Source organism: Amycolatopsis sp. NPDC005961 (genome assembly GCF_040629235.1).
GTDB lineage: Bacteria > Actinomycetota > Actinomycetes > Mycobacteriales > Pseudonocardiaceae > Amycolatopsis > Amycolatopsis camponoti.
Genome location: NZ_JBEXVF010000003.1, coordinates 178,601 through 201,452, shown reverse-complemented (window position 1 = coordinate 201,452; position 22,852 = coordinate 178,601). Strand labels below are relative to the sequence as shown.

Below are 22,852 nucleotides of genomic sequence, written 5' to 3'. Positions count from 1 at the left end.
GCGGAATCGCGGGAAGCGGCGGGGAAATTGCCGTACCGATCCCCGGGTGGATACACTCCACGGGAGAACGTCGGTCATTGTGCAGCTTGTCACACGTCACGTTCCCCGGACGCACATCCAGCTTGAGGAGCATTCCCGTGGCCCAGAAAGTCCTCGTCGAGATCCTGGACGACATCGACGGCTCCCCCGCCGCCCAGACCGTTCAATTCGGCCTCGACGGCGTCACCTACGAGATCGACCTTTCGGACGGCAACGCCACCGCCCTGCGCGACGAGCTCGCCCGCTTCATCGCGGCCGCCCGGCGCGTCGGTGGCCGCAAGGTCCGCGTCGCGACGGGCCAGTCGACCACGACCAGCACCAGCGACCGCGAGCGCAACCAGCAGATCCGCGCCTGGGCGAACGCGAACGGCTACGAGGTCTCCGAGCGCGGCCGCCTTTCCTCCGAGGTGATCACGGCCTTCGAGCAGGCCCAGGTGGCCGAGGCCGAAGCCCCGGTGGCGGCGCCGCGCAAGCGCGCCCCGCGCAAGAAGGTCGCCGCCGCCCGTAAGTGACGGCGGGCAGATCACTGGGGAGAGATCGCACGCGGCCCGTCGGCGGCGGGGACGCACCGTCCTCGCCGCCGGTGGAGGCCCTTTCCGCCCTCTGACGTGGGTCGCTGACCCGCGAACGTGAATCAGCGGGGCGTTGATTCGGTATTGAGCCTCGGCAAGCAGGCGGGTTCGCCCGCACCGGGTGATGCGGCCCCAAGGGGAAGCTGCTCGTCCACCGGGTCGTTGCCGAGTGCCTCGCACCGGTTCTGCAGGAGGCGCGCGCCGTCGAAGGCGCCGAAGCACACGCTTGAGCAGTTCCGCCCTCACGGCCGAAGGCAGAAGCCTCGGCGTTCCTGGCCTTACGCGCACTCGCAGCCTTCCGGTCGCCCGGCTCCGGCGATCAGTACCGCCTGTACGACAGCCGGAATCCAGGGTGCGGCGGCGTCGTCCACGCGAAACGCCGAAGGGCCCCGCACCTGCTGGTGCGGGGCCCTTCCGGTCGAGCTGGGTGCTGCTACTTCTTCTTGGCGGCCGAGGTGCGCTTGGCGGGAGCCTTGGCAGCGGCGGGCTTCTTCGCCGCAGCGGCCGGCTTGGCGGCGGCAGCCGGCTTCGCGGCGGCCTTGGCGCGGGTGGTGGTGGCCTTGGCCGCGGTGGTGGCCTTCGCCGCGGTGGCCCGGGCCGGAGCCTTGGCCGCGGTCTTCGGGGCCGCCTTGGTGGCGGTGGCCTTCGCGGCCGGCTTCGCCGCGGTGGCGCGGGTCCGCGTGGTCGTCGCGCGCGTGGTGGTGGCCGGCTTCGCGGCAGCCGCACGCGTGGTGCGGGTCGTGGTCGCCTTGGCCGGAGCGGCGGCAGCGGCCTTCGTCGCGGTCGCACGGGTCGCCGTGGCGGTGGCGCGCTTGACCGGGGTCGCCTTCGGGAGCTTCTTCGAACCGGAGATGACGTCCTTGAACGTGGTCCCGGCGCGGAACGCGGGCACGTTGGTCTTCTTGACCTTCACGGCCTCACCGGTACGCGGGTTGCGCGCGGTCCGAGCGGCGCGAGCGCGCTTCTCGAAGACACCGAAACCGGTGATGTTGACCTTCTCGCCCTTGTTGACCGTCCGGATGATGATGTCCACCAGACCGTCAACGGCCTGCGCAGCCACCTTCTTGTCGTCGCCCAGACGCTCCGACAGCGCCTCGATCAGCTGGGCCTTGTTCGTCATTCCAGTCCTCCATAGTGGAACCAACAGTCAGGCCCATCTCGGCCGACGTCACACAGAGTATTACCAGGACGGCCGAAAATCCAAACAGGGGTGGTCGAGAACTCCGTTGTGTCGCCGGGGAAGTCTCGTCCTCCGGGCCCGCTCCTTCGACACGGAAAAGAACGCGATGGCCGCTGACCTGCGAATTCATCGCGAAGACGCGCATCTTGTCCATATAGGACAGGCCGCCAATCGCTCAGTTGTTCGAGCTGGACTCGCAAGAAACCCAAGCGGGTCAACGAAGGCGAAGCCCCCGGCACGGGACGCGAACGCCGGCCGTGCGGTCGTTCGCGGCAGCCGAGTCCACCGTTCGCCCGGTCGAACGGTGGACGTGAAGCCTTTGTACGTGGCGGAAGCCAATGCGGGCGCGGCCAAGCGACAGCGGCGGTGCGTCGTGACCGGCCCAGGCCGCTCGTGCTCGTCCCGGTGCCGCCGCCGGTCGGTGCGGCACCGCTCGCGGCGGCACCCTGCCGGAGCGAGGTCTGCCGGCATCCCGCCGAGGCGGTCCCGCACCCGCCGTCCGCCCCACCGTCCCGCCGAGGAGAACCGATGAGCCCTGTCGACCCGGTCCGACCCGGGGGCCTGGCGCTCGCCTCGCGCGGGTGAGCGTGTCTCCACGGTCGACGTCGGCCGCCTCGAGGTCCGATGTGGACTCACCGGGGCGGGACGGGAACCACGGTCACGGCATCGGAAGCGCGAACGCCGGCGAGGTGGCCGGCGCGGCCGAATACGGGTTCGCCACCGCGCCGGACAATTCTCCAGCGGGGCTTCAGCGGGGCTCGCCGTATTCGATACCGGTACGGAGATATCTCCGCAAACCGGCCGGTATGGATATACTCCGCGGAAGAGCACGACATTCGTGTGCTCGGTCACCGCCGCCACTCAACTGGTATATACCGTTTCAAGGAGCAGGAATGGCCCAGAAGGTCCTCGTCGAGATGCTCGACGACATCGACGGTACCCCCGCCGCCCACACCGTCCCGTTCACCCTCGACGGCGTCATGTACGAAATCGACCTCTCCGACGAAAACGCCACCGCCCTGCGCGACGAGCTGGCCCGCTACATCGCGGCCGCCCGGCGCACCGGGGGCCGCAAGGTGCGCGTCGCGACCGGTCAGTCGACCACGACCAGCACGAGCGACCGCGAGCGCAACCAGCAGATCCGTGCCTGGGCGAACGCGAACGGCTACGAGGTGTCCGAGCGCGGTCGTCTCTCTTCCGAGGTGATTTCGGCCTACGAAGCCGCTCAGGCGGCCGAGGCCGCGGCCCCCGCGCCGGCTCCGCGCAAGCGCGCGCCGCGCAAGAAGGTCGCCGCCGCCAAGAAGTAACCGTGGCGACGGCAGCCCACTGGGGAGACCACCGAGGTCATTCCATCCGGCCCGTCGGCGGCGCGGACGACTCACCTTCGTCGCCGACGGCCACTCCCCAGGTTCGCCCGGCCGGACGGGCTCCTGAGCCCGCTCGCCGCCGAAACGACCACCCCTGGACACTCGACGCCGGAGAGCCGCTCGGACCGCGGAGAGGATCGCGAGCGCACCAAAAAGCCCGCCTGACCTGGGTCAGACGGGCTCGGTTACTGCTGGTACCCCCGATGGGATTCGAACCCACGCTACCGGCGTGAGAGGCCGGCGTCCTAGGCCGCTAGACGACGGGGGCTTAGGATCTTTCCCTGGTCTCCCAGGGGCTTTTCTGTTTTTCTTGCTGGAGAGAACTTACCAGAGGCGATTTCTCGCTCTGCAGGGGGGTCACTCTCCGCAGCTGGGGTACCAGGACTCGAACCTAGACTAACTGGACCAGAACCAGTCGTGCTGCCAATTACACCATACCCCAGTGAGGTACTTTGCCGACCTGAAGAACCGGTCCGGCTCAGCACCGCACGAGAAGAAATACTAGAGCACGCCGTTCCGGACGGTGAACGCGGGGGTGCCACTTCCACGCTGGGCGGGGACGCCGATCGTCGCGTACTCCGAAACCAGCAGCTCAGGCAGCTCGGCCAGGCCCGCCACCCGGTGGACGCCCTCGGGCGCGCGCTCGCCGATGTCGTCGCGGTCGAGCCACACCGCGCCCAGGCCGGCGTCGCGGGCGCCGATCGCGTCCGTGTCGAGCTTGTCCCCGACGTGAACGGCCTGGGCAGGTGCGCAGCCCAGGCCGAGGCAGACCGTGTGGAACATCACCGGATCGGGTTTCGCCACCCCGAGCTCGCCGGCGATGGCGACGTGGTCGAAGAACGGCGCGAGCCCCAGGTCGGCGATTTTCTTGCGCTGGTGGACACCCGAAGCATTGGTCACGGCGGCGAGCAGCAAGCCCGCGGCGCGCAGCCATTCCAAGCAGTCGAGGACGTCGCCGAACAGCTGCCAGGAGTGGTCGAGCAGCTCTCTTCGGCGACGTTCGAACGAGCTCACCTGCTCGTCGTCGGCGAGGATGCCGATCTCCGCGAGGAAGCAGTCGGTGCGCCGCTGGTGCATCGTCGTGTAGTCGATCTCACCGGCGACGACGAGGGCGACGTGCTCCTCGGTGATCAGGTCCCACAACGGCCACAGGTCGCCCCGGCCGGTGAGGATGTGGAGGCTCCGGCGGATCGCGGCGGTGCAGTCGATCAGGGTGTCGTCGATGTCGAGGCACACCAGCCGCAGCGCCGGCGGCGCCCAGGGCTCGGGCGCCGCCTCGGCGGGGACGGTTCGCGACGGGGTCCGGGGTGCCAAAGCGAAATCCACCCAGTGAGGCTAGGGCAACGGCAGCGTTCGCGACGCTGCCAAAGAGGTGATTGCCGCTCGCCTGTTCCGGCGCAGTCGCTCTACTCCCAGTTGGCGAGCCGTCTTCTTTCGGTTATCCGACTAATGCCCGGCGAAGACGTCCCAAAGAGACGTCGCGGCCGAGCAGCTCCATCGACTCGTACAGCGGCGGGGAAACGGTCCGGCCGGTCACGGCGACGCGAACCGGCGCGAAAGCCTTGCGGGGCTTGAGACCCAGACCGTCCACAAGGGCGTCCTTGAGGGCCTGCTCGATGGCCTCGGTCTCCCACGACGGCAGCGCTTCGAGCGCGGCGACCGCCGCGGCGAGCACCGGCTGCGCGGCTTCGCCGAGGTTTTTCGCCGCCGCGTCCTCTTCGGGCGCGAAGTCGTCTTCGGCAACGAAGAGGAAACGCACCATCGCGGGCGCGTCCGAAAGCACCGTGACGCGTTCCTGGACCAACGGCGCGATCGCGGTCACCCGGGCCAGCTGGTCCTCGCTCGGCGATTCCGGAAGGACACCCGCGGTGACCAGATAGGGCGTGACGCGGTTCACGAACTCGGCCGCCGGCAACGCCCGCACGTGCTGGCCGTTGATGGCTTCGGCCTTCTTGACGTCGAAACGCGCCGGGTTGGCGCTGACCTTGGTGACGTCGAAGGCGGCGATCATTTCCTCGACGCTGAAGACGTCGCGGTCGTCGGCGATCGACCAGCCGAGCAGGGCCAGGTAGTTGAGCAGGCCCTCGCGGATGAAGCCGCGGTCGCGGTAGTTGAAGAGGTTCGACGAAGGGTCGCGTTTGGACAGTTTCTTGTTGCCCTCGCCCATGACGTACGGCAAATGGCCGAACTCCGGCGTGAACTCCGCCACGCCGACGCGCTCCAGCGCCTCGTAGAGCGCGATCTGGCGGGGCGTCGAGGGCAGCAGGTCCTCGCCGCGCAGGACGTGCGTGATCTTCATCAGCGCGTCGTCGACCGGGTTGGTCAGCGTGTAGAGCGGCTCGCCGTTGGCGCGCACCAGCACCGGGTCCGGGATCGTGCCCCCCGGGAAGCTGATGTCGCCGCGGACCAGGTCGGTCCACGCGAGGTCCTTCGCGGGCATGCGCAGGCGCAGCACCGGCGCGCGTCCCTCGGCGCGGTACGCGGCGCGCTGCTCGTCGGTGAGGTCGCGGTCGAAGTTGTCGTAGCCCAGCTTCGGGTCCAGGCCGGCCGCCTTGCGGCGCGCCTCGACCTCCTCGTTGGTGGAGAACGCCTCGTACAGCTCCCCCGCTTCGAGGAGCTTCGCGGCGACGTCGGCGTAGATCGCCCGCCGCTCGCTCTGGCGGTACGGCCCGTACTCGCCGCCGGCCTCCGGGCCCTCGTCCCAGTCGATGCCGAGCCAGCGCAGGGCGTCGAGCAGCTGCTCGTAGGACTCCTGCGAGTCGCGGGCGGCGTCGGTGTCTTCGATCCGGAAGACCAGCTGCCCCTGGTTGTGCCGGGCGAAGGCCCAGTTGAACAGCGCCGTGCGGATCAGCCCGACGTGCGGGGTGCCGGTCGGCGAAGGACAGAAGCGCGCGCGTACCACCGATGTCTCACTCATAGCCCGATCAGCGTATCCGTCGCCACATCGCTTGACGCCGGGGACCGGCCGGGTGCATCCTCAACTTATTCAACAAGCGATGAATAGATGGGGAGATGGTGGAGATGACCGAGCGCACGGGCTGCGTCGTCATCGGTGGCGGGCCGGCCGGGATGGTCACCGGGCTCCTGCTGGCACGGGCCGGCGTCGAGGTGACGGTGCTGGAGAAGCACGCGGACTTCCTGCGCGACTTCCGCGGGGACACGGTCCACCCGTCCACGCTCACGCTGCTCGACGAGCTGGGCCTCGGCGAGAAGTTCCACGCGCTGCCGCACAGTGAGCTGACCGCCGCGGGCTTCCCCGAGGAGGACGGCACGCTGATGAAGCTGGCCGACTTCACCCGGCTGAAGGTCCCCCACCCGTACATCGCGATGGTGCCGCAGTGGGACTTCCTCGACCTGCTCGCCGAGAGCGCGCGCAAGGAGCCGACGTTCGTCCAGCGGATGGAGACCGAGTGCACCGGCCTGGTCCGGGAGCACGGGCGCGTCGCCGGCGTCACCTACCGCACAGCGACAGGCGAGACCGGTGAGATCCGCGCCGACCTGGTGATCGCGGCCGACGGACGCTGGTCGCTGGCCCGGCGTGAGGCCGGTCTGGTGCCCCGCGAGTACGACTGCCCGTTCGACGTCTGGTGGTTCCGGCTTTCCCGCGGCGACGGCGAGGCCGGAAACATGCTGCTGCCGAAGATGCGGGACCGCCGGTTCGCGGTGCCGCTCCCCCGGCCGGACTTCTACCAGGTCGCCTACCTCGCGCCGAAGGGCGAAGACCTGCGCGACCACGGCATCGAGGCGTTCCGGGAGAACGTGACGCGGATCTGCCCCGAGTTCCACGACCGCGTGGACGAGCTGAAGACGATGGACGACGTCAAGTTCCTCGACGTGCGGCTCAACCTGCTGCGCAGGTGGCACACCGACGGCCTGCTCTGCATCGGCGACGCCGCGCACGCGATGTCGCCGATCGGCGGGGTCGGCATCAACCTGGCGGTGCAGGACGCGGTCGCGGCGGCGACGCTGCTGGCCGAGCCGCTGCGGCGCGGCCGCCCGTCGCCGGCGGACCTGGCGAAGGTGCGTTCGCGGCGGCTGGCGCCGACGCTGATGGTGCAGGGGCTGCAGCGCCTGATGCACCGGACCGTGGTGCGCGGGGTGATGACCGGCAAGCGCAACGGCCCGCCGATGGCGATGATCAAGGCGTTCGCGCGGTTCCCGCGGCTGTCGTACTTCCCGGCCCGGCTCCTCGGCCTCGGGCTGCGGCCGGAGCACGCTCCGGCGTTCGCCCGGCGGCCGATGGAGCCGGCACAGCGCTGATTCGAAAGCGGGGACTAGATGTTCTCGACCGGGTTGGTCAGGGTGCCGATGCCTTCGATGGTGATCGAGACGCTCTGGCCGCCCTCGATCGGGCCGACGCCCTCGGGCGTGCCGGTCAGGATCACGTCGCCGGGCAGCAGCGTCATGACGCCGGAGACGAACTCGACCAGCTCGGGGATCTTGTGGACGAGGTCGGACGTGCGGCCGTCCTGCTTGAGTTCGCCGTCGACCTCGGCCTTGAGCGACAGGTCGGACGCGTCGAGCGACGTCTCGATCCACGGCCCGAGCGGGCAGAACGTGTCGAAGCCCTTGGCGCGGCCCCACTGGCCGTCGGCCTTCTGCAGGTCGCGCGCGCTGACGTCGTTGGCCACGGTGTAGCCGAGGATCGCACTCGCGGCGCGGGCGGCGGGCACGTTCTTCACCGGCTGGCCGATGACGATGGCCAGCTCGCCCTCGAAGTCGACGCGGCCGACGTTCGACGGACGGCGGATGGCCGCGTTCGGGCCGACGACCGTGGTCGACGGCTTGAGGAACAGCATCGGGGCGCTGGGCACCTCGTTGCCGAACTCGGCCGCGTGCTTGGCGTAGTTGCGGCCGACGGCGATCACCTTGGACGGCAGGATCGGCGCGAGCAGCCGGACGTCGGCCAGCGGCCACCGCTTGCCGGTGAAGTTGGGCTGGCCGAACGGGTGCTCGGCGATCTCCAGGACCTGGGCGTCGTCACCGTCCCCTTCGACCGAAGCGAACGCGACTCCACCGGGATGAGCAATACGGGCTAGGCGCACTCGGTCAGTCTACGTCCGGCCGGGTGGTGACCGGGGCCACGGTGGTGCTCTTGTGGACGAGCGCGTCGCAGAGGGCCAGCCAGCTGGCCTCGACGATGTTGCCGTGCACCCCGACGGTGGTCCACTCGCGTTCGCCGTCGGTGCTCTCGACCAGCACGCGCGTCACCGCGTCGGTGCCCGGGTGGCCCTGGAGGATGCGGACCTTGTAGTCGGCCAGGTCCACACTGTCCAACCAGGACAGGTGCGGGGAGAGCGCCTTCCGCAGCGCGGCGTCGAGCGCGTGCACCGGGCCGATGCCCTCGGCGGTGGCGATGACGCGCTGGCCGCCGACGTGCACCTTGACCGTCGCCTCGGCCATCACCTCGCCGTCCGGGCGGTGGTCGAGGACCACGCGGTAGGACTCGAGCTCGAACGGCGCCTCGGCGGGGACGTCGGCCTCCTGGCGGAGCAGGAGCTCGAGGGAGGCGTCGGCCGCTTCGAACGACCAGCCTTCCGCTTCGAGGCGCTTGACCTTCGTGATGGCGCTCGTCAGCGCTTCGGGCCGGCCGGCGAGGTCGACCCCGAGCTCACGTCCCTTGAGCTCGAGGCTGGCCCGGCCGGCCATCTCGGTGACCAGCACCCGCATGTCGTTGCCGACGGAAGACGGATCGATGTGGTTGTACAACAACGGATCCACCTTGATCGCGCTCGCGTGCAGCCCTGCCTTGTGGGCAAAAGCCGACGCCCCTACGTAAGCCTGGTGGGAGTAGGGGGCGAGGTTCGCGATTTCGGCAAGAGCATGGGAGACCCGGGTCAGCTCGGCCGCTCCTCCGGTCGGGAGGACGTCCATGCCGAGCTTGGTCACGAGGTTTCCCGTCACGGCGAAGAGGTCGGCGTTGCCGGCCCGCTCCCCGTAACCGTTGGCGGTGCACTGGACGTGCGTCACGCCGGCCTGCACCGCGGCGACGGAGTTCGCCACGGCGCAGGAAGTGTCGTCCTGACAGTGGATTCCGAGACGGAACCCGGTCTTTTCCTTGATGGTCCCGACGGTCTCGGCGAGCCCGAGCGGCAGCTGACCGCCGTTGGTGTCGCAGAGGACGAGGACGTCGGCGCCCGCGTGCGCGGCGGCGTCGAGGACCTTGAGGGAGGTTTCGGGAGAGTACGCGTAGCCGTCGAAGAAGTGCTCGGCGTCGAGGAAGACGCGCCGGCCTTCCTTGACGAGGAAGGCGACGGTGTCCTTGACCATCGCGCAGGCTTCGTCGACGTCCACGCGCAGGGCGCGTTCGATGTGGCGCAGATCGGACTTGGCGACGAGCGTGACGACCGGGGCTTCACTCTCGAGGAGGGCCCGGACCTGCGGATCGGCCTCGGCGGTGGTGCCGGCCTTGCGAGTGGCCCCGAACGCGACCAGGGCCGCGTGGTTCAGCTTCAGCTCGCCTTTCGCGGCGCGGGAGAAGAACTCCGTGTCCTTGGGGAGCGCCCCCGGCCAGCCGCCTTCGATGAACCCGACGCCCAGCTCGTCCAGCAGCCGCGCGACGGCCAGCTTGTCCTGGACGGAGTAGGAGATGCCCTCACGCTGCGCACCGTCGCGCAGGGTCGTGTCGTAGAGGTGGAAGGCATCGCCGAGGGGGGTATCGGCGGGCTCCTGGCGGGTCACGGTCTTCTCCTAGCGAGTTCGGGCGTTTCGAGGCAACAAAAAAACCTCCCGCATGGGTGCGAGAGGTTGCGCGCCGGGTGCTCTTGTGGAGCTACCGTCCGGCGCGCTCGATGATAATGATCGCGAAGCTGGTCACGGTCGCATCATGCCACAGGGTTTCCGGGGAAGTCCACAACTTGGGTCAAGCTCCCACCATCCGGGAACGCCGGACGCACGAAAAAGCCCCGCACCACCAGGGTGCGGGGCTCTCCCGAAGCCGAAAACCTCAGCCCGTGCGCACGTTGGAAGAAACCAGCGCCGCCAACCGGTCCCCGACAGCCGTCGTCGCACCCGGCGAAGCCTGGTCCCGCGTCGCCAAGTCGAACGCCACCGACGCCTCGATCCGCCGGGCCGCTTCCTTCTGGCCCAGGTGGTCCAGCAGCAGCGCTACCGAAAGGACCGCCGCCGTCGGGTCGGCCAGGCCCTGGCCCGCGATGTCCGGCGCCGAGCCGTGGACCGGCTCGAACATGCTCGGGTTGCGGCGGGTCATGTCCAGGTTGCCGCTCGCCGCCAGGCCGATTCCGCCCGTCACCGCCGCCGCGAGGTCGGTGATGATGTCGCCGAACAGGTTGTCCGTCACGATCACGTCGAACCGGGACGGGTCGGTCACCAGGTGGATGGTCGCCGCGTCCACATGCGAATAAGCGACCGTCACGTCCGGGTGCTCCAGCGAGACCTCTTCGACGATCCGCGACCACAGCGAGCCGGCGAACGACAGCACGTTGGTCTTGTGCACCAGCGTCAGGTGCTTGCGCGGGCGGAGCTCGGCGCGGTTGAACGCGTCGGCGACGACACGGCGGACGCCGAACGCCGTGTTGACGCTGACCTCCGTCGCGATCTCGTGCTCGGTGTCCTTGCGGATCAGGCCGCCGGTACCCGCGTACGGGCCCTCGGTCCCTTCCCGCACGACGACCATGTCGACGTCGCCCGCGTCGGCCAGCGGTCCCCGGACACCCGGGTACAGCCGCGCCGGGCGCAGGTTGACGTGGTGGTCCATTTCGAACCGCAGGCGCAGCAGCAGGCCGCGCTCGAGGATGCCGCTCGGTACCGACGGGTCGCCGACCGCGCCCAGCAGGATCGCGTCGTGCTGGCGCAGTTCGCCCAGCACCGACTCCGGGAGCAGCTCACCCGTCGCGTGCCACCGCGCGGCGCCGAGGTCGTAGTTCGTGATCTCCGCCGTAGGTACTACCTCGCCGAGCACCTTCAACGCCTCGGAGACCACCTCGGGCCCGATCCCGTCTCCTGGGATCACCGCGAGCCGCATCCACACACCTCCGTCGACGAGGCCACCGGATGCACCGATGGCCCACCGCAACAAAACGCCAGCAGCCGGAAGGTTACCGGCCGTAGACAAACGGCCGTAGCCGCACCACCCTTATGCCGCATCCTCCCGCAGGGTGAGACACCCGATCGGGTTAACAAGAGCGGGGCGCCCCAGGCGGAAACCCGCCGGAGACGCCCCGGTTCCTGCACAGATCGATCTTGCCGCCGACTAGCGGTGACCAGCCCCGATCGGCTGACGGTCGTTGCCCGGCCGGGCACCTTGGGCGGCGTCCACCTTGACCACGTTCGCCCGGTTGCCCGCGGCGTTGTGGTGCTCGATGGCGAGCAGCCCGAGTGCCCCGTCGGCCGCGGCCGAGGCGGCGTTCCGGTTCACGACCAGCGCCGTTCCCGGCTTCGCGACGTAGCCCAGTGCGGCGTCGCCGCCGCCCTGCACCGAGTAGCCCGGCGCGAGCGCGTCGAACGACAGCGGCGTGCCGACGTAGTCGATCAGCCCGTTCGTCGTGCCCGGCGCGACGTAGAAACCGCTCACCCCCACCGTGTAGGAGATGCGGTGGCTGTCGGCACCCGCGTCGATGCCCAGCGCCGCCAGGGAAACCGGCAGCGTGATCACGTTCGTGTCGAACACGTTCGTGTCGACGTCGCCGAGCTGGCCGTTGACGGCCTGCACGTCGACCTGCGGGAAGCCCGGGGTCAGCGCGACCGTGACGGCCAGCAGGACGTCCGTGGCCGTCGCCTTGGTCACGTAGGTCTCGAAGTCCGGCGTCCCGTCCCCGGTGGTGTCGATGTCGACGAACGGCGAGGTGTTGCTGCCGATGTTCGCCCAGTCGCCCCAGGTGGACAGGCCGAACGCGAGGATCGCGTTCTCCGGCTCACCCTGCTCCTTCGCCAGCGGCGCGGTGGACGCCGCGCCGATGTAGCGGAGGTCGCCGCCCTTCGCGGTCTTGTTCACCGTGCAGTCGGTGACCACGTCCGCGTCGCACTCGGGCAGCTGCGGGGACTCCGCCTGCAGCTCGAGCACGCTGATCAGCGAGCGGTAGCGCTGCGCGCCGGAGCCCTGGTCGACACCCTTGCCGCTCAGGTTCAGCACACCCTGGGTCGCGTCGGCGCCGAACTTCACCGACTGCGGCGTCGAAATCGTCGACACCGGCTTGGGCGCGGCGTAGACCGAAACCCGCAGCGGAACCTTGGCCCCGCTGGTGGGCGTGAAGGCGACGCGGCCCGAAGCGTCGGCGACGAACTGCCGCGCCAGGCCGGCCTGGGTGGCCTGCATGGTCGGGTCCATGACCTTGCGCAGCGCCTTCGGGTCGGTGATCTTGAGCGTCACCTTGACCTTGGCGGTGCCGCGCGGGGTCAGCTTCACCGACTGCTTGTCCACTGTGTACTCGACACCCGGCAGCGCGTTGACCGCCTGGTAGCCCACGGTGTACTCGGCGGGCGTGACACCCTTGTTCACCAGCTTGATCGTCTTCGACAGCGTCACCGGCCCGGAGGCCTCGACCGTGCCGAAGCTGACGCTCACCGCGCCCGGGTCGTCCTGGACGTAGGCGAGCACCTGGTTGTCCAGCGCCGCCTTGGCGTCGATCCGGCCGCTGCCGACGCGCTGCGGCGCGTAGGTGTGGCCCGCGCCGTCGCCGACGTCGTGGCCGGCGGTGTCGACGACCGACGCCTTGACCTCCTCGACCGACCAGTCCGGGTGGGACTGGCGGACCAGCGCGGTGATGCCCGCGGTGTGCGGGGCGGCCATCGACGTGCCCGAGAGCACGGTCCGGCCGTTGCCGCTGCCGCGGAACGCCGAGGTGATCGTGTCACCCGGCGCGGCGACGTCCGGCTTGAGCGCCGGGCCGCGGGTGCCGCGCGAGGTGAACGAGCTCGGGGTGTCCACGATGGTCTTGTCGTAGGTCTGGATCGAGGCGCGCCCGGCGCCGTAGAGCCGGACCTGCAGCGTGCCCGCGGTCAGCGCCGCGCGCAGCGTCTTCGTCGCGGAACCGGTGAACTGGAACACCGGGATCGCCGCGTTGCCCGCGATGCCGGCGCTGAAGTGCTCCAAAGTGGACGACAGCAGCGCACCCTTCGCCCCGGCCGCCTGGGCGTTGTTCGCCCGGGCCGCCGAACCGCAGGCGCGGGTCGAGTCGTTGTCGTCCCACTCCAGCCAGACGAACTTGCCGGCAGCCTTCGCCTTGTCCGCCGCGGAGTACGGCGCGCAGCCCGCGTTGTTCGCCGCGGACAGCGCCACGACCGGCGCGGTCAGGTTCAGCGTGTCGTAGCCGGTGTAGTTCTGGCTGTACTGCCCGGTCTTCTGGCCCTTGGCCGCGGTCGGCGCGGTGGCCTCGGCGGCGTCGCGCAGGACGCCCGCGTCGCGGGTGCTGGCGACGGTGAGCGCCTCGAGCGTGTTGCCCGGCGAGCCGGCGATGTCGTTGATGTCGCCGCCGTTGCCCGCGGAGATCACCGGGAGCACGTTGTTCGCGGCGAGCTTGCGCACGAACAGCGAGTCCGGGTCGTCCGGCGCGCCGAAGTCGGAGCCCAGCGACAGGTTGACGATGTCGAGGTGGTCGGTGAAGTCGCCGTCGCCGTCCGGGTCGAGCGCCCAGTCCAGCGCCTGCGAGGTGACGTTCGTCGAGCCCGCGCAGCCGAAGACCTTGATGGCGTAGAGGAGCGACTTCGGCGCCGTGCCCGGGCCGATCTGCATCGCGTCGACCTTCTTGGCGTCCAGCTTCTTGTAGTCGCCCTTGAAGGTCTTGCCGTCGGCGGTGACGCCGAAGCCGCCGATGGTGCCGGCGACGTGCGTGCCGTGCTCACCGCAGGCCAGCGGGTTCGGGTCCGGCGCCGGGGTGGTCTTGCCGGGCGTCGCGGCGTCGTAGTCGTTGCCGACGAGGTCGGTGCCGCCGACGACCTTGGCGCTCGGGAAGAGCGGGGTCGGCTTGGTGCTGTCGACGCTCTTGTACGCGGCCGGCGTGCCGGGGCCGCCGAAGTCGGCGTGGGTGTAGTCGATGCCGTCGTCGATGACGCCGACGCGGACGCCGTCGCCGAACTTGCCGGTCTGCTGCCACGCGGCGAGCGTGTTGGTCAGCTGCTCGGCGCTGGCGTTGGTGCGGGTCTTCGGCACGACCGTGCGCACCGAAACGACGTCCGCGCGCTTGGCGACCTCGCGCAGCTTCGCGGCGTCGGCCGTGACGACCACGCCGGGGACGGCGTTGGCGGTCCGGGTGACGACCTGCGGCTTGGCGTCGGCGGACCGCAGCTGCCCGAGGACCGAGTCCACGGCGGCGGCGGTGTCGGCCTTGGCGGCCTTGGCGGCGCGCTTGGCCTGGTCCTTGCCCTGCGGCTGCGCGGCGGTGAACGCGTCGACGGCGGGCTTCTTGGCCAGCTCGACGAACGCGGTGACGCGGCCCTGCGCGGCACCCAGCCGCGGCGCGACCTTGCCCTGCAGGTTCGCGTCGATCTTCGCGGGCGCCACTCCGTCGGCGAGAGGTGCGTCAGCGGCGCTCGCGACCGGCGCCCCGAGCGCGGCCGCCAGCACGACGGCGAACAACGCCGTCGTTACGCGAGCGGGTAAGCGGGATCTGCTCATGAGTCGGCCCCTTACTCGAGGTCTGGACCCGAACCTGCCAGCCGCTCCTAGCACCCCCGACGGTGAAGCACGGCGACCGCGCCGTGCCCTCGACGGCGCGTGGTTCGACCTCGCGGAGAGAACCTAATGCCCCAAAACACCTACTTACGTAGGCAAAGGACTCCGTTATCCAGATGTGATTGCGCGCGAAGGCCCCCTCACCGCGAACGGCGAGGGGGCCTTTGTGGTGCTTCGCGTCAGTTGAAGTCGACGGCGCGGATCGTGTGCGCCCCGACCGAAGCGCCGATCGGCTCCAGCAGGTGGGCGTCGATGTGGCGGTCGACGCGCAGCAGCATCACCGCGTCGGAGCCGTCGGTCGTCTGGCTGATCTGCGCGGCCTCGATGTTGATGCCGGCCTCGCCGAGCAGCGTCCCGACGCGGCCCATGACACCCGGGCGGTCGCCGTACTCGACCAGCAGGACGGTGCCCTCGGCCCGCAGGTCGAACCCGCGGCCGTTGACCTCGACCAGCTTCTCGACCTCGTCCTTGCCGGTGACCGAGCCGGACACGGTCAGCACCGCGCCGTCGGCGTGCACCGCGCGCACCGTGACCAGGCTGCGGAACTTCGGGCTCTCCGTCTCGGTCTCCAGCTCGACCTGCACGCCCAGCTTCTCCGCCAGCTGCGGCGCGTTGACGAACGTGACCTGGTCCTCGACCACGCCGGTGAACACCCCGCGCAGCGCCGCCAGCTGCAGCACGGCGGTGTCTTCACTGGAGATCTCGCCCTTGACCTGCACGGTCACCGATGCCGGCGCCGTCGGGTTCAGGGCGGTGAGCAGCTGGCCGAGCTTCTGCGTCAGCGACAGGTACGGGCGGACGTGCTCGCCCACCGCGCCGCCGCCGGAGACGTTCACCGCGTCCGGCACGAAGTCGCCGCGCAGCGCCAGCAGCGTGGACTTCGCGACGTCGGTGCCCGCGCGGTCCTGCGCCTCGGCCGTCGACGCGCCCAGGTGCGGCGTCACGACGACGTTGTCCAGCTCGAACAGCGGGCTGGACGTGGTCGGCTCGGTGACGAAGACGTCGATGCCGGCGCCGCCGACGTGGCCCGAGCGCAGCGCGTCGGCCAGGTCCTGCTCGACGATCAGCCCGCCGCGGGCGGCGTTCACGATGATGACGCCCGGCTTGGTCTTCTTCAGCGCCTCGGCGTCGATGAGGCCCTTGGTCTCCGGGGTCTTCGGCAGGTGGATGGAGATGGCGTCGGCGCGCGACAGCAGCTCGTCGAGGGTGACGAGCTCGATGCCGAGCTGGCCCGCGCGCGCGGCCGAGACGTAGGGGTCGTAGGCGATGATGTGCGTGTCGAACGCGGCGAGGCGCTGGGCGAACAGCTGGCCGATCTTGCCGAGGCCGACCACGCCGATGGTCTTGCCCTGCAGCTCCACGCCGGAGAACGAGCTGCGCTTCCACTCGCCGGCGCGCAGGCTCTGGCTGGCGGCCGGGACCCGGCGCGCGACGGCCAGCAGCAGCGCCACGGCGTGTTCGGCGGCGGACACGATGTTCGACGTCGGCGCGTTGACGACCAGGACGCCGCGCTCGGTGGCGGCGGGGACCTCGACGTTGTCGAGGCCGACGCCGGCGCGGGCGACGACCTTGAGCTGCGTCGTGGCGCCGAAGACCTCGGCGTCGACCTTCGTCGCGGAGCGCACGAGCAGCGCGTCGGCGCTCTTCACCGCCTCGAGCAGCGCGGACCGGTCCGTGCCGTCGACGTGCCGGACCTCCACCTCGTCACCGAAGACACTCAGCACGGAGGGGGCGAGCTTCTCCGCGATGAGAACGACGGGCTTGTTGGGCTTGCTCACGATGCGGCTCCCACTATCTGGTCTTCCAGGACGCTTTGGGTCGACATAAGGGTCTCAGCACGCCGTTGTGCCCCGGTCGAGGCGGAGTTTAACCCGCTGGGCCACCTGCTGGCTTCTCACGGTGTTAACTCGCTCGTAATCCCTCGAAAACAAGAGCCAGGAGGCGCTGCATGCCTCCCGGGCCCGGCAGGTGCCCACCCGCCCAGGATGCCGCGTGCAGCAAGAGAAGAAGCTCGTTCGTCGTGACGTCGGCGCGAAGCTCGCCTTCGCGTTTCGCGCGTTCCACCAGATGGGAACCGGCCTCGCGCATGGCGTGGCACGACGCGTACAAACGGGATGATTCGTCGCTGAGCGCGTCGGCGGTCAGTTCCACCAGGCCGCGGAACGTGCCGGTGGCGTCGCCGAGCCCGGCCAGCCAGGTCTGCAGCGCGGCCAGGGCCCCGGGATCGGTGAGCAGTTCACGCGCGCGCTCGGCCTGGGCGTCGAACCGGGCCCGCAGCAGCGTCTCGAGCAGGGCCTCCCGCGTCGGGAAGTGCCGGTAGAGCGTGCCGATGCCGACCCCGGCGCGGCGCGCGATGTCTTCCAGCGACGCCTCGACGCCGTGTTCGGCGAAGGCGCGCTGCGCCTCTTCCAGGAGGCGCTCGTAGTTGCGGCGGGCGTCCGCGCGCATCGGCTTCACTTCGGTCATCGCCCTTCCGACCCTACCGGGTAGCCAATCGGAGGCTGCCTCCGTATATTAACCGGAGGCAGCCTCACATTACTGGAGGGAACGAGGATGACCCTGGTCGAAGACACGCGGGCCCGGCTCGGCGCGATCGGCGCCTGGTTGCCGAGCGCGCCCCTGCAACCGCCCCCGGACGTCGAGCGCGGGGCCACCCGCCGTCTCGCCGGCGCCGGCTACCGCTCGGTCTGGAGCGGCGAAGGACCCGGCTCCCGCGAGGTGTTCGCCCACTTCGGCGACCTGCTCGCTTCGGTGCCGGAGGTCGTGCTCGGCACCGGCATCGCGAACACCTGGCTGCGGCGCGGGACGACCGCGCACAAGGGCGGGGCGACGCTCGCCCAGGCCCACCCGGGCCGGTTCGTGCTCGGCATCGGCGTCGGGCACGCGTTCCAGGCGGCGAAGCTCGGCGAGGACTACCGGCCGATCGACCGGATGCGGGACTATCTGTCCGAAATGGACGCCGCCGCGGCCGAAAGCCCCTCGCCGGTGGCGTTTCCGCGCGTGCTGGCCGCCGTCGGGCCACGGATGCTGGAGCTGTCGCGCGACCACGCCGACGGCGCGCACCCGTTCGCCCAGCCCGTCTCGCACACGCCGTACGCGCGGGAGATCCTCGGGCCGGACAAGCTGCTGATCCCGCAGCAGACCGTGCTGCTCGGCAGCCGCGAGGACGCCCGCGAGAGCGTGCGGCGCCGCGTGGCTCAGTCGCGCGAGTACTCCGTCACGGTCTACCTCGCGGGCTGGAAACGGCTCGACTACACCGATTCCGACATCGCCGGGCCGAGCGACCGCTTCGTCGACGACCTCGTCCTGTGGGGTGACGCCGGCACCATCGCGAAGCGCCTGGACGAGCTGCTCGACGCGGGCGCGGACCACGTGCTGCTGACCCCGTCGGCGGCCACCTTCGAGTCCACTGTGGACGTCCTGCTCGACCTGGCCCCGGAGGTGCTCCGATGAGCGTGGGAATCTGGCGTTTCTTCGACGGCGCCCCGATCACCGAGCTGCGCGAAACAGCCGCCGAAGTGGAGGAACTCGGCTTCGACGCGATCTGGTTCGGCGAGTACGCCGGCCGGGAGGCGTTCACGCAGGCGGGGTTGCTGCTCGCGGCGACGTCGAAGCTGACCGTCGCCACCGGGGTCGCGCGGTTCGACCAGCGGTCCCCGCTGGCGGCGGAAGGCGCCATCCGCGCGTTGGGCGAGGCCTACCCGGGCCGGTTCATCGCGGGCCTCGGCGGGCACCGGCCGGGCGCGCGACCGCTGACGGCCTTGCGCGAGTACCTCGACGGGATGGACGCGGCCGAGCTGCCGGGGTTGCCGCAGCCGTCCCCGCGACCCCGCCGGGTCCTCGCGGCACTGGGCCCGAAGCTGCTGGACCTGGCGGCCGAGCGCACTGACGGTGCCCACCCGTACTTCGTCCCGCCGGAGCACACGGCGTCGGCCCGGGAACGGCTCGGGCCGGACAAGTACCTGGCGGTCGAACAGGCCGTGGTCCTGGACGATTTCCCTTCGGTGGCCCGGGAGCACGTGGATCTCTACGTCCGGCAGGCGCCGCACCACCAGGCGAACCTGCGCCGGCTCGGCTTCACGGAGGAGGACCTGGCCGACGGCGGCAGCGACCGCCTGGTCGACGCCGTCGTCGCGACCGGCGAACAGGCGGTGGCCGACCGGATCCGGGCCCACCTCGACGCGGGCGCCGACCACGTCTGCGTCCAGGTACTGGCCCGCACCCCGGATTCCTACCGCAGGCTGGCCGATCTCCTGCCGTGATCGAGGTACGCTGGCGGGACGCGGTGAGGGCCGCGTCCCGTCCGCGGAAAGGGCCGAGCCCACCCCCGCAGCACCGCACCACCAGCTCCGCACCTTCTTTCCTGCCCGGTGCCGGCGGACCACGGGCGCTCGAGGAAAGGAGGCACCATGGGCACGCTGCCCGCCAAACCCAGCCTGGACCAGCTCCGCAAACGCGCGAAGGACCTCGCCCGCGCCGAAGGCGTCAAGCTCTCCGAAGCGCAGTTCCGGATCGCCCGCGACCACGGTTTCCCGAGCTGGCCGAAGCTCCAGGCGTACGTCCGGCGCGTCACGGAACACGGCGAAACGCTGCAGCACCCGTACCACCAGGACGTCCACTACTACGCCGAACGCGCGCTCGGCCTGCTCGCGTCCGCCGAGGACGACACCCCCGGTGCGCGAGAGCCGTTCGAGCGCTGGGGACAGCCACTGAACCGGGACGGCGCACTCGTGGTCGTCGCCCGCGAGCACGGTTTCGTTTCCTGGCGCAAACTCCGCGACCACGTCAAGTCCCTTGTGGACAGTGGAGAGCCGTTCGCGCGGGCGTACCGCGCGGTCGAAGCACGGGACCCCGAAGCCCTGCAAACGCTCCTCGGCGAGTTCCCCGGGCTCGTCACCGCCCGCGGCACCAACGGCAACGACCTGCTCGGCATGGCCGGCGCCACCTGCGACGAGCGGCTCAGCAAGATCCTCCTCGACCACGGCGCCGATCCGGCCCGCGGCAACGTCCACGGCTGGACGCCGCTGCACCAGGCCGCGTACAGCAACCTCCCGCTCCTGCTCGACCTGTTGCTCGACGCGGGGGCGCCGGTCGACGTCTCCGCCCGCGGCGACGGCGGCACGCCCCTGGTCGTCGCGCTGTTCTGGGGTCACCGCGAGGGCGCGGAGAAGCTCGCGCCCCACAGCCGGGCACCCGGCAACCTGCGTGTCGCGGCCGGGCTCGGCGACGCGGACCTGCTCGACGAGCTCCTGCGCCCGGGTCACCCCGCGGCCGGCGCACACCGGGGCTTTTACCGCCCGCACAGCGGTTTCCCGGCCTGGCACCCGGCCGACGACCCCGTCGAGGCCAAGAACGAAGCCCTGTCGTGGGCGGCGCGCAACGACCGCACGCGGGCGCTGCGCACGCTCGTCGAGCGGGGCGCCGCCGTGGACGCCGACGTCTACCGCGGCACGGCCCTGACCTGGGCGGCGGCGACCGGGCGCGTCGCCGCGATCCGCACGCTCCTCGACCTCGGCGCCGACGTGAACCAAATCGGCACCTTCGGTGGCCCGAACCACGGCGAAGGCGTCACGGCCCTGCACCTCGCCGCGCAGTCCGGGCACCTGGAGGCGGTCCGCGTCCTCGTCGAGAACGGCGCCGACCTCGAGGCCCGGGACGCGCTCTTCGACAGCACCCCGGAGAAGTGGGCCGAGGTGTGCGAGCAGCCGGCCGCCCGCGACCTCCTGCGTTCCCTGTAGACAACCGGAGTCTGTAGTCCGTATCGTCAAAGACGGACTACAGACTCCGTTTTGCCCACTGGGAGAATCCATGACCAAACCCCGCGACGTCTTCGCCGCCCTGTCCGACGGCATCAGCGAAGGACGGTTCGGCGAGCTGTCCGCGCTCTACGCCGAAGACACCGTCGTCGAGCATCCGCAGGCCGTGCCACGCCCGACGCGCCTGGACGGCCGCGCCGCCGTCCACGAGCGGTTCACCGGCGTCCTCGCCGGGGCGGTCCGGCTCAAGCGCAAGAACGTGGTCGTCCACGAGACCACGGACCCCGAGGTGATCGTCGCCGAATACGACTACGACGCCGAGTCCGTCGAAACCGGCCGGACGACCACGACGGCCAACATCCAGGTGCTGCGCATCCGGGACGGCCTGATCGTCCATTCCCGCGACTACCACGACTACCTGCGGCTCGCCGCGATCCGCGACGGCGTCGGCCGGCTGGCCGGGGCTTACGAGCAGGCGCCGCCGCGCGAGCTGTCCGCCGTCACGCCGGAAAGCGCGGACACAGTGCTCGAACGGCTCGTCTTCGGAGTCGCGGGCGGGCGCTGGGACGAGCTGCCCGAGCTGTACGCGGAAGAAACCCACGTCACGCACCCGTTCCTGCCGGGCTCCGCGGTGATCCGGACGCGCGACGAGATCCGCGAGCACTTCCAGGCGGGCAAGGCGATGAACCCGGGCTTCGCGGTCGCCGACCTCGTCACCTACCGGGGCACCGATCCGGAGGTGCTGATCGGCGAGTTCGCCTACCAGGGCGAGTACGCCGGGAAGCCGGTGCGGATCGCCAACATCTTCTCGATGCGCGTGCGCGACGGCCTGGTCGTCGAGTCCCGCGACTACGGCGACCACCTCGGCATCGCCGGCGACCTCGGCACGATCCCCGCGCTGGCGGCGAAGCTCTAGGCCTCGGCGAGATCCTCGGGCAGGTCGAACTCGCCGTCGCGGACGCCCTTGACGAACGCGTCCCACTCCCCCGGCGTGAAGACGAGGATCACGCCGTCGGGCTTCGACGACTGCCGCATCGCGGTGTAGGTGACGCCGTCGGTGTGCTCGATGAAGGCGTACTCGACGCAGTCGTCGAGGGTGACGCCCTCCGGCTCGGCCCGGATCCACTCGGCCTTCGTGAAGTCGAGGTGGTGCCGGATGTGCGCCTTGTCGTCGACCGGCTGCTCACTCATGTCGCAAGCGTAGCGAAACGACCACCGAACGCACTGAAGGGGACGCCCCGAGCGGGCGTCCCCTTCAGCGTCTTGCGAAACAAGACGGTGTTGCGAAAAGCGTCAGGCGGTCTCGGTGATCGGCCGGTCCACCCACGACATGAGGTCGCGCAGCTTCTTGCCGGTCGCCTCGATCGGGTGCTGGTTGCCCTGCTCCTCGAGCTTGGTGAAGTTCGGCCGGCCGGCCTCGTCCTCGGCGACCCATTCGCGGGCGAACGTGCCGTCCTGGATCTCGCCGAGGATCTTCTTCATCTCTTCCTTGACCGCCGGCGAGATGACGCGCGGGCCGCGGGTCAGGTCGCCGTACTCGGCGGTGTCGGAGATCGAGTAGCGCTGGCGCGCGATGCCGCCCTCGTACATGAGGTCGACGATCAGCTTCAGCTCGTGCAGCACCTCGAAGTAGGCGATCTCCGGGGCGTAGCCGGCCTCGGTGAGCACCTCGAAACCGGTCTGCACCAGCGCGGACGCGCCACCGCAGAGCACGGCCTGCTCGCCGAAGAGGTCGGTCTCGGTCTCCTCGGTGAACGTCGTCTTGATGACGCCGGCGCGGGCACCACCGATGGCGGCCGCGTAGGAGAGGGCGAGCGCCTGGGCGTTGCCGGAGGCGTCCTGCTCGACCGCGATGAGCGCGGGGACGCCCTTGCCGTCGACGAACTGGCGGCGGACCAGGTGGCCCGGGCCCTTCGGGGCGACCATCGCGACGTCGACGTTGGCCGGCGGCTTGATCAGGTCGTAGCGGATGTTGAAGCCGTGCCCGAAGAAGATCGCGTCGCCGTCCTTGAGGTTCGGCGCGATGTCCTGCTCGTAGATGAAGCGCTGCTTCGTGTCCGGAGCCAGGATCATGATCAGGTCGGCCTCGGCCGACGCCTCGGCTGGGGTGAGCACGCGCAGGCCCTGCTCCTCGGCCTTCGCCCGCGACTTGGACCCCTCGGGCAGGCCGATGCGGACGTCGACGCCGGAGTCGCGCAGGCTCAGCGAGTGGGCGTGGCCCTGGCTGCCGTAGCCGATGACAGCGACCTTGCGCCCCTGGATGATCGAGAGGTCGGCGTCGTCGTCGTAGAAGATTTCCACTGCCATGG

At 70.4% G+C, this 22,852-nt stretch carries 18 protein-coding genes and 2 tRNA genes; 7 read left to right on the top strand and 13 right to left on the bottom strand.

Features of this window, described 5'->3' with window-relative positions:
• Window positions 1–137 precede the first annotated feature (137 nt).
• Window positions 138–551 carry an Lsr2 family protein gene (locus ABZ342_RS04380; protein WP_155545107.1) on the top strand — a complete coding sequence of 138 codons (414 nt, stop codon included), beginning with the start codon at window positions 138–140 and terminating at the stop codon, window positions 549–551.
• Between the two features lie 493 nt (window positions 552–1,044).
• On the opposite strand, the gene ABZ342_RS04375 is transcribed toward ABZ342_RS04380, so the two are convergent.
• Complete coding sequence (locus ABZ342_RS04375; protein ID WP_360468639.1) at window positions 1,045–1,731, bottom strand: HU family DNA-binding protein; 687 nt, start codon at window positions 1,729–1,731, stop codon at window positions 1,045–1,047.
• Between the two features lie 953 nt (window positions 1,732–2,684).
• Between ABZ342_RS04375 and ABZ342_RS04370 the strand changes: the two genes are divergently transcribed.
• Window positions 2,685–3,098, top strand: coding sequence for an Lsr2 family protein (locus ABZ342_RS04370; RefSeq protein WP_360468637.1), 414 nt, complete (start codon window positions 2,685–2,687; stop codon window positions 3,096–3,098).
• A gap of 252 nt (window positions 3,099–3,350) precedes the next feature.
• Here the strand turns inward: ABZ342_RS04370 and ABZ342_RS04365 are convergent.
• From ABZ342_RS04365 to gltX, 4 genes are all read right to left on the bottom strand, one after another.
• A tRNA-Glu gene (locus tag ABZ342_RS04365) sits at window positions 3,351–3,426 on the bottom strand.
• Between the two features lie 102 nt (window positions 3,427–3,528).
• Window positions 3,529–3,600 (bottom strand) — tRNA-Gln (locus ABZ342_RS04360).
• Window positions 3,601–3,659: 59 nt separating this feature from the next.
• On the bottom strand, window positions 3,660–4,394 hold the full coding sequence (locus tag ABZ342_RS04355) for an HAD family hydrolase (protein ID WP_196425690.1): 735 nt from the start codon (window positions 4,392–4,394) through the stop codon (window positions 3,660–3,662).
• Between the two features lie 202 nt (window positions 4,395–4,596).
• Window positions 4,597–6,075: a glutamate--tRNA ligase gene (gltX, locus tag ABZ342_RS04350; RefSeq protein ID WP_360468635.1), complete on the bottom strand. Its 1,479-nt coding sequence runs from the start codon at window positions 6,073–6,075 to the stop codon at window positions 4,597–4,599.
• Between the two features lie 104 nt (window positions 6,076–6,179).
• Between gltX and ABZ342_RS04345 the strand changes: the two genes are divergently transcribed.
• Window positions 6,180–7,418 carry an FAD-dependent oxidoreductase gene (locus tag ABZ342_RS04345; protein WP_360468633.1) on the top strand — a complete coding sequence of 413 codons (1,239 nt, stop codon included), beginning with the start codon at window positions 6,180–6,182 and terminating at the stop codon, window positions 7,416–7,418.
• Between the two features lie 14 nt (window positions 7,419–7,432).
• Here the strand turns inward: ABZ342_RS04345 and ABZ342_RS04340 are convergent, their stop codons facing one another.
• The 6 genes from ABZ342_RS04340 to ABZ342_RS04315 form a co-directional block, all read right to left on the bottom strand.
• On the bottom strand, window positions 7,433–8,203 hold the full coding sequence (locus ABZ342_RS04340) for a fumarylacetoacetate hydrolase family protein (protein ID WP_360468631.1): 771 nt from the start codon (window positions 8,201–8,203) through the stop codon (window positions 7,433–7,435).
• 4 nt (window positions 8,204–8,207) lie between these two features.
• Entirely contained in the window at window positions 8,208–9,839 is a 1,632-nt protein-coding gene (cimA, locus tag ABZ342_RS04335) for a citramalate synthase (protein ID WP_360468629.1), read from the bottom strand.
• A 265-nt stretch (window positions 9,840–10,104) separates the two neighbouring features.
• On the bottom strand, window positions 10,105–11,142 hold the full coding sequence (locus tag ABZ342_RS04330; RefSeq protein ID WP_155545099.1) for a 3-isopropylmalate dehydrogenase: 1,038 nt from the start codon (window positions 11,140–11,142) through the stop codon (window positions 10,105–10,107).
• 228 nt (window positions 11,143–11,370) lie between these two features.
• Window positions 11,371–14,730 (bottom strand): S8 family serine peptidase, encoded by a 3,360-nt coding sequence (locus tag ABZ342_RS04325; protein ID WP_360468627.1) that lies wholly within the window; start codon window positions 14,728–14,730, stop codon window positions 11,371–11,373.
• 236 nt (window positions 14,731–14,966) lie between these two features.
• Complete coding sequence (serA, locus tag ABZ342_RS04320; RefSeq protein WP_360468625.1) at window positions 14,967–16,565, bottom strand: phosphoglycerate dehydrogenase; 1,599 nt, start codon at window positions 16,563–16,565, stop codon at window positions 14,967–14,969.
• A 124-nt stretch (window positions 16,566–16,689) separates the two neighbouring features.
• Entirely contained in the window at window positions 16,690–17,253 is a 564-nt protein-coding gene (locus ABZ342_RS04315; RefSeq protein WP_360468623.1) for a helix-turn-helix domain-containing protein, read from the bottom strand.
• Between the two features lie 87 nt (window positions 17,254–17,340).
• On the opposite strand from ABZ342_RS04315, the gene ABZ342_RS04310 reads away from it, so the two are divergent.
• The 4 genes from ABZ342_RS04310 (at window position 17,341) to ABZ342_RS04295 (ending at window position 21,459) form a co-directional block, all read left to right on the top strand.
• Window positions 17,341–18,240 (top strand): TIGR03620 family F420-dependent LLM class oxidoreductase, encoded by a 900-nt coding sequence (locus ABZ342_RS04310; protein WP_360468621.1) that lies wholly within the window; start codon window positions 17,341–17,343, stop codon window positions 18,238–18,240.
• Window positions 18,237–19,049, top strand: coding sequence for a TIGR03620 family F420-dependent LLM class oxidoreductase (locus tag ABZ342_RS04305; RefSeq protein WP_360468619.1), 813 nt, complete (start codon window positions 18,237–18,239; stop codon window positions 19,047–19,049). The genes ABZ342_RS04310 and ABZ342_RS04305 overlap by 4 nt, the downstream gene beginning before the upstream one ends.
• A gap of 147 nt (window positions 19,050–19,196) precedes the next feature.
• Window positions 19,197–20,525, top strand: a complete 1,329-nt coding sequence (locus tag ABZ342_RS04300; RefSeq protein ID WP_360468617.1) for an ankyrin repeat domain-containing protein — start codon at window positions 19,197–19,199, stop codon at window positions 20,523–20,525.
• A 70-nt stretch (window positions 20,526–20,595) separates the two neighbouring features.
• Window positions 20,596–21,459: a nuclear transport factor 2 family protein gene (locus ABZ342_RS04295; protein WP_360468615.1), complete on the top strand. Its 864-nt coding sequence runs from the start codon at window positions 20,596–20,598 to the stop codon at window positions 21,457–21,459.
• Here the strand turns inward: ABZ342_RS04295 and ABZ342_RS04290 are convergent.
• Entirely contained in the window at window positions 21,456–21,734 is a 279-nt protein-coding gene (locus tag ABZ342_RS04290; RefSeq protein WP_155545093.1) for a DUF397 domain-containing protein, read from the bottom strand. The two genes, ABZ342_RS04295 and ABZ342_RS04290, sit on opposite strands and share 4 nt — an antisense overlap.
• Window positions 21,735–21,836: 102 nt before the next feature.
• The gene (ilvC, locus tag ABZ342_RS04285) at window positions 21,837–22,850 is read right to left on the bottom strand and encodes a ketol-acid reductoisomerase (protein WP_013223583.1); all 1,014 of its coding nucleotides are present in this window, start codon (window positions 22,848–22,850) and stop codon (window positions 21,837–21,839) included.
• Window positions 22,851–22,852: the final 2 nt, after the last annotated feature.

Bases quoted from the DNA above. Each gene is read 5' to 3' on its own strand.
- ABZ342_RS04345 (WP_360468633.1), top strand. From the start codon at position 6,180: ATGACCGAGCGCACGGGCTGCGTCGTCATCGGTGGCGGGCCGGCCGGG.
- ABZ342_RS04330 (WP_155545099.1), bottom strand. From the start codon at position 11,142: ATGCGGCTCGCGGTGATCCCAGGAGACGGGATCGGGCCCGAGGTGGTC.
- ABZ342_RS04325 (WP_360468627.1), bottom strand. From the start codon at position 14,730: ATGAGCAGATCCCGCTTACCCGCTCGCGTAACGACGGCGTTGTTCGCC.
- ABZ342_RS04295 (WP_360468615.1), top strand. From the start codon at position 20,596: ATGACCAAACCCCGCGACGTCTTCGCCGCCCTGTCCGACGGCATCAGC.
- ABZ342_RS04310 (WP_360468621.1), top strand. From the start codon at position 17,341: ATGACCCTGGTCGAAGACACGCGGGCCCGGCTCGGCGCGATCGGCGCC.
- ABZ342_RS04305 (WP_360468619.1), top strand. From the start codon at position 18,237: ATGAGCGTGGGAATCTGGCGTTTCTTCGACGGCGCCCCGATCACCGAG.
- ABZ342_RS04370 (WP_360468637.1), top strand. From the start codon at position 2,685: ATGGCCCAGAAGGTCCTCGTCGAGATGCTCGACGACATCGACGGTACC.
- ilvC (WP_013223583.1), bottom strand. From the start codon at position 22,850: ATGGCAGTGGAAATCTTCTACGACGACGACGCCGACCTCTCGATCATC.
- gltX (WP_360468635.1), bottom strand. From the start codon at position 6,075: ATGAGTGAGACATCGGTGGTACGCGCGCGCTTCTGTCCTTCGCCGACC.
- ABZ342_RS04300 (WP_360468617.1), top strand. From the start codon at position 19,197: ATGGGCACGCTGCCCGCCAAACCCAGCCTGGACCAGCTCCGCAAACGC.
- ABZ342_RS04315 (WP_360468623.1), bottom strand. From the start codon at position 17,253: ATGACCGAAGTGAAGCCGATGCGCGCGGACGCCCGCCGCAACTACGAG.
- ABZ342_RS04375 (WP_360468639.1), bottom strand. From the start codon at position 1,731: ATGACGAACAAGGCCCAGCTGATCGAGGCGCTGTCGGAGCGTCTGGGC.
- ABZ342_RS04290 (WP_155545093.1), bottom strand. From the start codon at position 21,734: ATGAGTGAGCAGCCGGTCGACGACAAGGCGCACATCCGGCACCACCTC.